Source organism: Pectobacterium sp. HCp5_1 (genome assembly GCF_032905925.1).
GTDB classification, from domain to species: Bacteria; Pseudomonadota; Gammaproteobacteria; order Enterobacterales; family Enterobacteriaceae; genus Pectobacterium; species Pectobacterium brasiliense_A.
The window spans coordinates 1-6,534 of record NZ_JAUMIO010000063.1 but is presented as its reverse complement, the minus strand read 5'-3'; the positions used below and the strand labels follow the sequence as shown (position 1 = coordinate 6,534).

8 protein-coding genes and 1 pseudogene are annotated in these 6,534 nt (G+C 43.2%); 4 read left to right on the top strand and 5 right to left on the bottom strand.

Going from position 1 to position 6,534, the window contains the following annotated elements:
* Both Q3A88_RS21435 and Q3A88_RS21430 read left to right on the top strand, forming a co-directional pair.
* Positions 1 to 316 (top strand): annotated as a pseudogene (locus Q3A88_RS21435) (tRNA modification GTPase); the annotation flags it as partial.
* Positions 317 to 338: 22 nt separating this feature from the next.
* On the top strand, positions 339 to 968 hold the full coding sequence (locus Q3A88_RS21430; protein WP_317178621.1) for a SinI family restriction endonuclease: 630 nt from the start codon (positions 339 to 341) through the stop codon (positions 966 to 968).
* Positions 969 to 971: 3 nt separating this feature from the next.
* Here the strand turns inward: Q3A88_RS21430 and Q3A88_RS21425 are convergent, their stop codons facing one another.
* The 5 genes from Q3A88_RS21425 to traD form a co-directional block, all read right to left on the bottom strand.
* Positions 972 to 2,180: a DNA cytosine methyltransferase gene (locus tag Q3A88_RS21425; RefSeq protein ID WP_317178620.1), complete on the bottom strand. Its 1,209-nt coding sequence runs from the start codon at positions 2,178 to 2,180 to the stop codon at positions 972 to 974.
* Positions 2,181 to 2,410: 230 nt separating this feature from the next.
* Entirely contained in the window at positions 2,411 to 2,836 is a 426-nt protein-coding gene (locus Q3A88_RS21420) for a DNA-binding protein (RefSeq protein ID WP_182321301.1), read from the bottom strand.
* A 7-nt stretch (positions 2,837 to 2,843) separates the two neighbouring features.
* Entirely contained in the window at positions 2,844 to 3,794 is a 951-nt protein-coding gene (locus tag Q3A88_RS21415; protein WP_182321302.1) for a replication initiation protein, read from the bottom strand.
* 208 nt (positions 3,795 to 4,002) lie between these two features.
* The gene (locus Q3A88_RS21410) at positions 4,003 to 4,209 is read right to left on the bottom strand and encodes a hypothetical protein (RefSeq protein WP_182321303.1); all 207 of its coding nucleotides are present in this window, start codon (positions 4,207 to 4,209) and stop codon (positions 4,003 to 4,005) included.
* A 175-nt stretch (positions 4,210 to 4,384) separates the two neighbouring features.
* Positions 4,385 to 4,852, bottom strand: a complete 468-nt coding sequence (gene traD / locus Q3A88_RS21405) for a conjugal transfer protein TraD (RefSeq protein ID WP_016946647.1) — start codon at positions 4,850 to 4,852, stop codon at positions 4,385 to 4,387.
* A gap of 165 nt (positions 4,853 to 5,017) precedes the next feature.
* Here traD and mobA point away from each other — a divergent pair, with 165 nt between their 5' ends.
* Together mobA and Q3A88_RS21395 are read left to right on the top strand one after the other, a co-directional pair.
* On the top strand, positions 5,018 to 6,133 hold the full coding sequence (mobA, locus tag Q3A88_RS21400; RefSeq protein ID WP_317178619.1) for a mobilization protein MobA: 1,116 nt from the start codon (positions 5,018 to 5,020) through the stop codon (positions 6,131 to 6,133).
* Positions 6,134 to 6,145: 12 nt separating this feature from the next.
* Positions 6,146 to 6,534 (top strand): mobilization protein MobX (locus Q3A88_RS21395; protein ID WP_317178618.1); only part of this gene is annotated, 389 nt, incomplete at its 3' end.

Below are 6,534 nucleotides of genomic sequence, written 5' to 3'. Positions count from 1 at the left end.
GGCGTTGAATCAGGCCGCCGGTACGGCGAAGGCGATGATCAATGAGATGCGCCGCGAGATGTCGCGTTATACGTGGAAGTCGGCGATTTATATCGTGTTGACGATGATTGCCGTCATGGGAGGTTGCCTCTGGGGCATGTATTATTTTATCGATAGCGGTTACGCACGTATTGCGGAGATGCAGCGTATGGAATCTATCTGGAAGCAGAAAGCTCCACGGGCAAATATCAGTACTTGCGATGATAAGCCATGTGTACAGATAATTGGAAGTGAATACACCAATAAAAATGGTGATCGGTTTTATGTAATAAAATAACTTGTGTTTAAATGAGGTTTAAATGAAATCTAAGTTTGATGTGATTATTGACTTTTTGGTCGACAACCCAGATTCCTTATCTGGAAGAAGGAAAAATATAGATATATATACTCCGGATGGCCGTGAGATTTTGTATGAAATGTTTGTTGGTGATAGAGAAAAACATGTTGGCTTGGTTAAACCGTCAACAATACCAGATGAAGCTGTAAGTATGATACTGAAAGCATCTCATGGTTATAATGATGAAGAGTTGGAAAGAATAAAAGTAGAACACCAATATTCTATGTCAGCTGAAAATTTAGTTGGTTATTTATTGGAAAGATATCTTGCGGAAAAATTAGAGCCTCATGGATGGGTATGGTGCTCAGGTGATTTTGTTAAAGCTGTTGACTTCATAAAAAAAGATGAAGAAGGCATTTGGCATGCTCTTCAAATTAAAAATAGAGATAATACTGAAAACTCTTCATCTTCGGCTATAAGAAAAGGAACACCAATAAAAAAATGGTTTAGAACATTCTCTAAACCATCGCGAAAAAGAGATACAAATACCAACTGGGATAACTTCCCTGAGACTAGATTTGTTGAGTTATTGAGCGAGGATGATTTTTTAGATTATATAGAGAATCTAGTTTCATCAGGCTCAATACAATGATAATCAATCACGGAAAGCTTTTTTCCAGTCAAGTTCAGTAGTGTACTTGTATCGTGAAAACTTGAAATTCTCTGGTGGTTTTTTGTTTGTGTTTTTTTCATAGTTAATTATTGTTTTTGCAATTGCTTGACCTAAACCACAAGGAACTGCATTTCCAATTTGTTTGTATTTATTAACTAATGATCCGGCAAATATCCAATCATCAGGGAATTGTTGTATCCTGGCATACTCTGCAACACTTAATGGTCTGTCGTCATCTGGATGGGCTAAGTCGGTAGCTGGCATTGTTGGGCTTGTTACTAATGTTGGACTTGGTTTATTCCAATCAAGCCTACGCAAAAAACCAGTTTTGCCTCCACCAAGATAATATGATTTACCAAGAGCCTCTTTTTGTAATTCTTCTGGTAAATTTCTCCAGTTTTCACCGCTTTTTAGTATCTTATAGTATCTCAATCTATTTTCAGGAAATTTTGCGCAAAGCTCGTTTCTTTCTTTAGGTATATCAGATATAGCGCTAATTAATGTATTCCATTTTGGCAAGCCAAAACTATCATCTTGCGAATGTGTTGGTGAAAGATAAGGTAGTTTTTTACCATCGCGACTAGCAATAATAACAACTCTTTCTCTAATCTGAGGAACGCCATAATTTGCAGCATTATATAAGTTGAATGAAACACCATACCCATTACTTTCTAAATAGTTCAAAATGTGATCAAGTGCTGTGCCTTTTTTTCCTTTCTCGTCTTCTTTATTAGATGGGTTGTAGCTTGCGGATAATAGCCCCCTTACATTTTCTATAACGATGAATTTGGGATTTAATTCCATGCAGATCTCTAAAAAATGCAGAAAAACGTTACCTCTATCATCCTCAAAAGATCTCCTTGCGCCTGCTGTAGAAAATGCTTGGCATGGTGGGCCGCCAACAATTAAATCTATATCATCATGTTTTTTGTTTTTTATTTTTTCAACTATATCAATTGCTTTGTATTTTCTGATGTCATCAATTAATGGAACGTCCGGTCTGTTTGTTTTAATGGTTTCTCTGCAAGATTTATCCATCTCGCAGTATAGTAATGGGACAAAACCCATTGACTCGAGTCCTAGATCTAACCCTAAAGCACCACTAAAAAAACTTAAATACTTCATTTTACCTTTCTCATTAAAACATATGGGTTCAAATTTATTTCGCTTTAGCATGTTTAACTTGTTCATTTTTCACCTTGTGACGATATATAGGGAGGATACCTATTCCTCGATCAAAGGTCCAGTATTTTTTTACCATAACATCACTTGCGCGCACCACTGACCAGGTACTCATCACCAGAACCCGCCGGAACGTCCAAAATCGCGGGTTTTCTGCCCCGAAAATGGGCTGTTTTTATGTTGCCAGTTTGTTATCAGAATCGTGGGGTTGGTTTTAGCCTGTTTACTGGCTGAAACCGCTATTTCTTCCAGAATTGCCATGATTTTTTCACCACCGACTGCGTGGCAGGTTCTGGTGTGGCTGGCAGCTTGGACTCTATAAGCAGCATTGCCTGTTTCAGGCTGTCAATATGGTCATCCTGACGTTGTATTTCTTTTTCCTTGCTCTCCAGCAGTTGTTCTAACAGGGCGATTTTTTGTTGCAGGGCTGCGACAGGTAACTCATTTTCCACTGTTGCATCGTGCTGTATTACGTCACGCTGCAACACTGTTGCAGGTGATGCTGATATGGTGCCGAAAACGCGCAATAGCTCTGATGTTTCTACTTTTTTTGAACCTGTTGCATCTGTAGATTGCGACAGTTTACCTTGCTTGATGTAGCGATGTATTGTTGCTCTGTTTTTGCCAGTCAACCTGGCTGCTTCCGTTACAGATACCAGCGCCATAGATGCCTCAGAGTCGTCCGTACTTGGCTAAAATTTTCTCTAGCGTCGCCTGCTGCTTTGAAGTAAGCCACGAGAAGGAGCCATTCAGGTCGTATTTGCTTTGCATGTCACTCAAAAATTTAGCTTCGAAACTGGTTAGCTGAATTTTTGCAGTGAGTGCCTCATGTAGTGTTTTTCTTAGCCCGTTATGTATATGGGTTTCTGGTGTGATGGTATTTGGTATTTTGTTGCCTGATTGCTCTTTAGCCAATTCCGTTACAAGATCTATTGGTTTTTCAAGTTCGCATTGGAAAACAAGCGAATCTGCCGGTCTACCGTATTTTTCAATAGAAATATTCATGTTGCTGTAAGTATTAAGATCCTTCGCTATAGGTTTTAGAACCCAGTGATTTAGTAACTTGTACTCATGATAGTTATTTTCAAGCATCAACATAAATTTGAAATCATCAATAGATATTTTTACGTTTGCCTTGTTTGTTTTTCTTTGAGTTAATTCCTTTAGTAACCATTCATATACGCGCATAGAGTATTTGTTTTTAAATGACTTAACATGCTCTAAGTTATATTTTATGAATTGTTTTAGTTGGTACAGCAAAGGTGGTAAGTGTTCATTGAACACTAACTTAACTTTTTGTGTTTTACGGTTAAATTCAACTAGCCCAGCCCAATTGAATATCCTTCTTTCTATGTCACCAACGGGATAGATCAATTCAATAGACCTATTCATCAGATCTCTGGTTGAATTAATAAGGTTTTTATAGGCTAAGTCATTAGATATACCCATATACTTTGCATATTCTTGATAACCAAACTCAACAGTCCTCTCTTGAATCGTCATTCCAGACAAAGACGGGTTGATGCAACCAATACAATACAATATCAGCTTGGTTTCCTGTTCAGTAAGGTCATAGCGACTTACTGCTAATTCGTTTGCTTTATAAACAATAAGCTCTGACATGACACACCATAGGTTAGATTCAATACGGAAATCTAACCTAGTGGAAAGGTTAGATCAATAAAAAAAACATAACTATTATGGATGCGCTGTTGATAATCAGAAAATCCCTTAACCTTTCCCCACCAAAAGACGAAAATCCCTTAACCAAAGACGAAAATCCCTTAACCTTTCACGTTTTTTTTATCTATAAAACAATGACTTAAAAACCTTAGAATAAAAAAAGAATAAAAAAGATAAAAAAGAATAGATCCCAGCCTTGTGGATAACTGAACGCCTGAGTCAGTTGAGCGATATGATAAAAGGATGTCGCAAACGCTGTTTGCTCCTCTTCAAAACCACGTTTAACACCAAAAACTGAGATAGCACCCTCGCAGGCTCGGGCAACCCGCTGAACATTTCTTTTGTCTCCGACCATCCAGCACCTGAATCGCTGTTCTTTCCGTAAAATTCAGTTCGCTTCGCTCACGGCTTTGGCAGGGAATGGGGGTAAATGGCGATACAGGCGCTTTTCATGGACTCATGTGAGGAAATTACCCATGAAACAAGAAAAGCCCTTCACGGGCTTCTCAGGGCGTTTTATGGCTGGTCTGCTATGTGGTGCTGTCTGACTTTTTGCTGTTCAGCAGTTCCTGCCCTCTGATTTTCCAGTCTGACCACTTCGGATTATCCCGTGACAGGTCATTCAGACTGGCTAATGCCCCCAACAGGGCGGCGGTATCATCAACAGGCTTACCCGTCTTACTGTCAACCAGACCCGCCAGGATGAGCAATCCGGCAGACTGGTACAGAGCATGGTCACGGGCTTTACGGGCGGCTCTGGCTTCGGCTCGCTTTTCTGCCTGTATCAGGTTCATGACTTTCGCTCTGGCTTCCTGCGCTTTCTCTGCTGCCTGTTCAGCCTTCATCAGCAGGGACAGCGTTTTGATATCCTGCGCTGTTTTATCTGCTTTATCCGTCAGTATCAGCATGAGTTTCTGCTGTTCATTCGGCGACTTTAATCCGCGAATATACTGCACTCTTTCTGCTGCCCATTGTTCCTGTTTTTCGCTTTTATTCATGCCCGTTTACCCTCTGAGTTTTAACGGGGGAATTATGCTCATTGATGGCAGCGGAGGTCAAATTCAACTACAATCCATGATAACTCTTTTTATTTATCATGGCGCACTTAGACGTTTCTTCACTTCGTTCAGAAACGGTGCGCGCCTTCAGCGGGATAAAACACGATGGCATCCTATCATCTCAGCGTAAAAACCGGCGGGAAAGGCAGTGCCTCCCCCCATGCCGATTATATTGCGCGTGAGGGAAAGTATGCCCGTGAAAAAGACTCCGACCTTGAGCACAAAGAGTCCGGTAATATGCCTGAGTGGGCAGTGCATAAACCGTCCGAGTTCTGGAAAGCCGCAGACACGTCTGAACGTGCTAACGGCTGCACCTACCGTGAAATAGAGATAGCCCTGCCTCGCGAGTTAAAACCCGAGCAACGCCTTGAGCTTGTCCGCGATTTTGTCCGGCAGGAAATCGGCGACCGCCATGCGTATCAGTTCGCCATTCATAACCCGAAAGCAGCGATAGCCGGGGGCGAGCAGCCGCACGCGCATATCATGTTCTCAGAGCGTATGAATGACGGCATTCACCGTGACCCGCAGCAGTATTTCAAACGGGCTAACACCAAAGAACCTGAGCGCGGTGGCGCGAAAAAGGCACGTTTCGGGGAAACGCCGACCGAACGTAAAGAGCACCTTGTCGCCCAACGGGAACGCTGGGCTGACCTACAGAATAAGCACCTTGAACGGTATCAGCACGCTGACCGTGTTGATGCCCGCTCCCTGAAGGCGCAGGGCATTGAGCGTGAGCCGGAGCGGCATCTTGGTGCGGGTCAGGTTCAGCGATTTGATACTGAGCAGCTACAAGCCATTCTTGAGCGCAGGGAGGCTGAAAGGCAGGTGCAGCAGTCCCGTGATGAGCGTGACAGCGTCATTGACGTGACTACCTCGTTACGGGAAGCCCTCAGCGAGCGGGATAATGTGACGCCAAAACAATCGTCGAAGCCAGAGCCTGAGCAGGAAGCCCATTCCGGCAGAACGTTTGATTTTGAGAAAGAGCCGGAGGCGTTGAACGAACTGGTCAGTGATGCGCTGAGGGACATACAGGAAGAAATCGACCTTCAGTCCCTTGTTAACGATGCAATGGCGGAGTTTCAGGGGATACATCAGGAAATGGAACGACAGAGAGAACGCGAGCATCTGGCGGAAAAACAGCGTCAGCAGGAGAAAGAACGGCAGCGACTCGCCGAACAAAAACGACAGAAGCCGGATAAAGGCTGGTCATTTTCACGATAGACAGGATTTTGCATGAGTGACGAAATTAAACAAATCGCCGCCCTTATCGGGCATCATCAGGCGCTGGAAAAGCGTGTTACCTCTCTAACTGAGGAATTTCACGCAGCTTCCTCGCAGTTACAGCGGCAGAGTGAAATACTGAGTAAGGTTATTCGTGAGCTGGACAGCGCGTCTGGCAATATGACTGACACTGTCAGGCAGTCCGTTAATGCCGCGTTAACTCAGGTTGAGAAAGAGCTGAAGCAGACAGGTCTTGCACAACAGAAACCGGCGACAGAGGCGTTGAATCAGGCCGCCGGTACGGCGAAGGCGATGATCAATGAGATGCGCCGCGAGATGTCGCGTTATACGTGGAAGTCGGCGATTTATATCGTGTTGACGATGATTGCCGTCATGGGAGG

Bases quoted from the DNA above. Each gene is read 5' to 3' on its own strand.
- Q3A88_RS21430 (WP_317178621.1), top strand. From the start codon at position 339: ATGAAATCTAAGTTTGATGTGATTATTGACTTTTTGGTCGACAACCCA.
- traD (WP_016946647.1), bottom strand. From the start codon at position 4,852: ATGAATAAAAGCGAAAAACAGGAACAATGGGCAGCAGAAAGAGTGCAG.
- Q3A88_RS21415 (WP_182321302.1), bottom strand. From the start codon at position 3,794: ATGTCAGAGCTTATTGTTTATAAAGCAAACGAATTAGCAGTAAGTCGC.
- Q3A88_RS21420 (WP_182321301.1), bottom strand. From the start codon at position 2,836: ATGGCGCTGGTATCTGTAACGGAAGCAGCCAGGTTGACTGGCAAAAAC.
- Q3A88_RS21425 (WP_317178620.1), bottom strand. From the start codon at position 2,180: ATGAACAAGTTAAACATGCTAAAGCGAAATAAATTTGAACCCATATGT.
- Q3A88_RS21410 (WP_182321303.1), bottom strand. From the start codon at position 4,209: ATGGTCGGAGACAAAAGAAATGTTCAGCGGGTTGCCCGAGCCTGCGAG.
- mobA (WP_317178619.1), top strand. From the start codon at position 5,018: ATGGCATCCTATCATCTCAGCGTAAAAACCGGCGGGAAAGGCAGTGCC.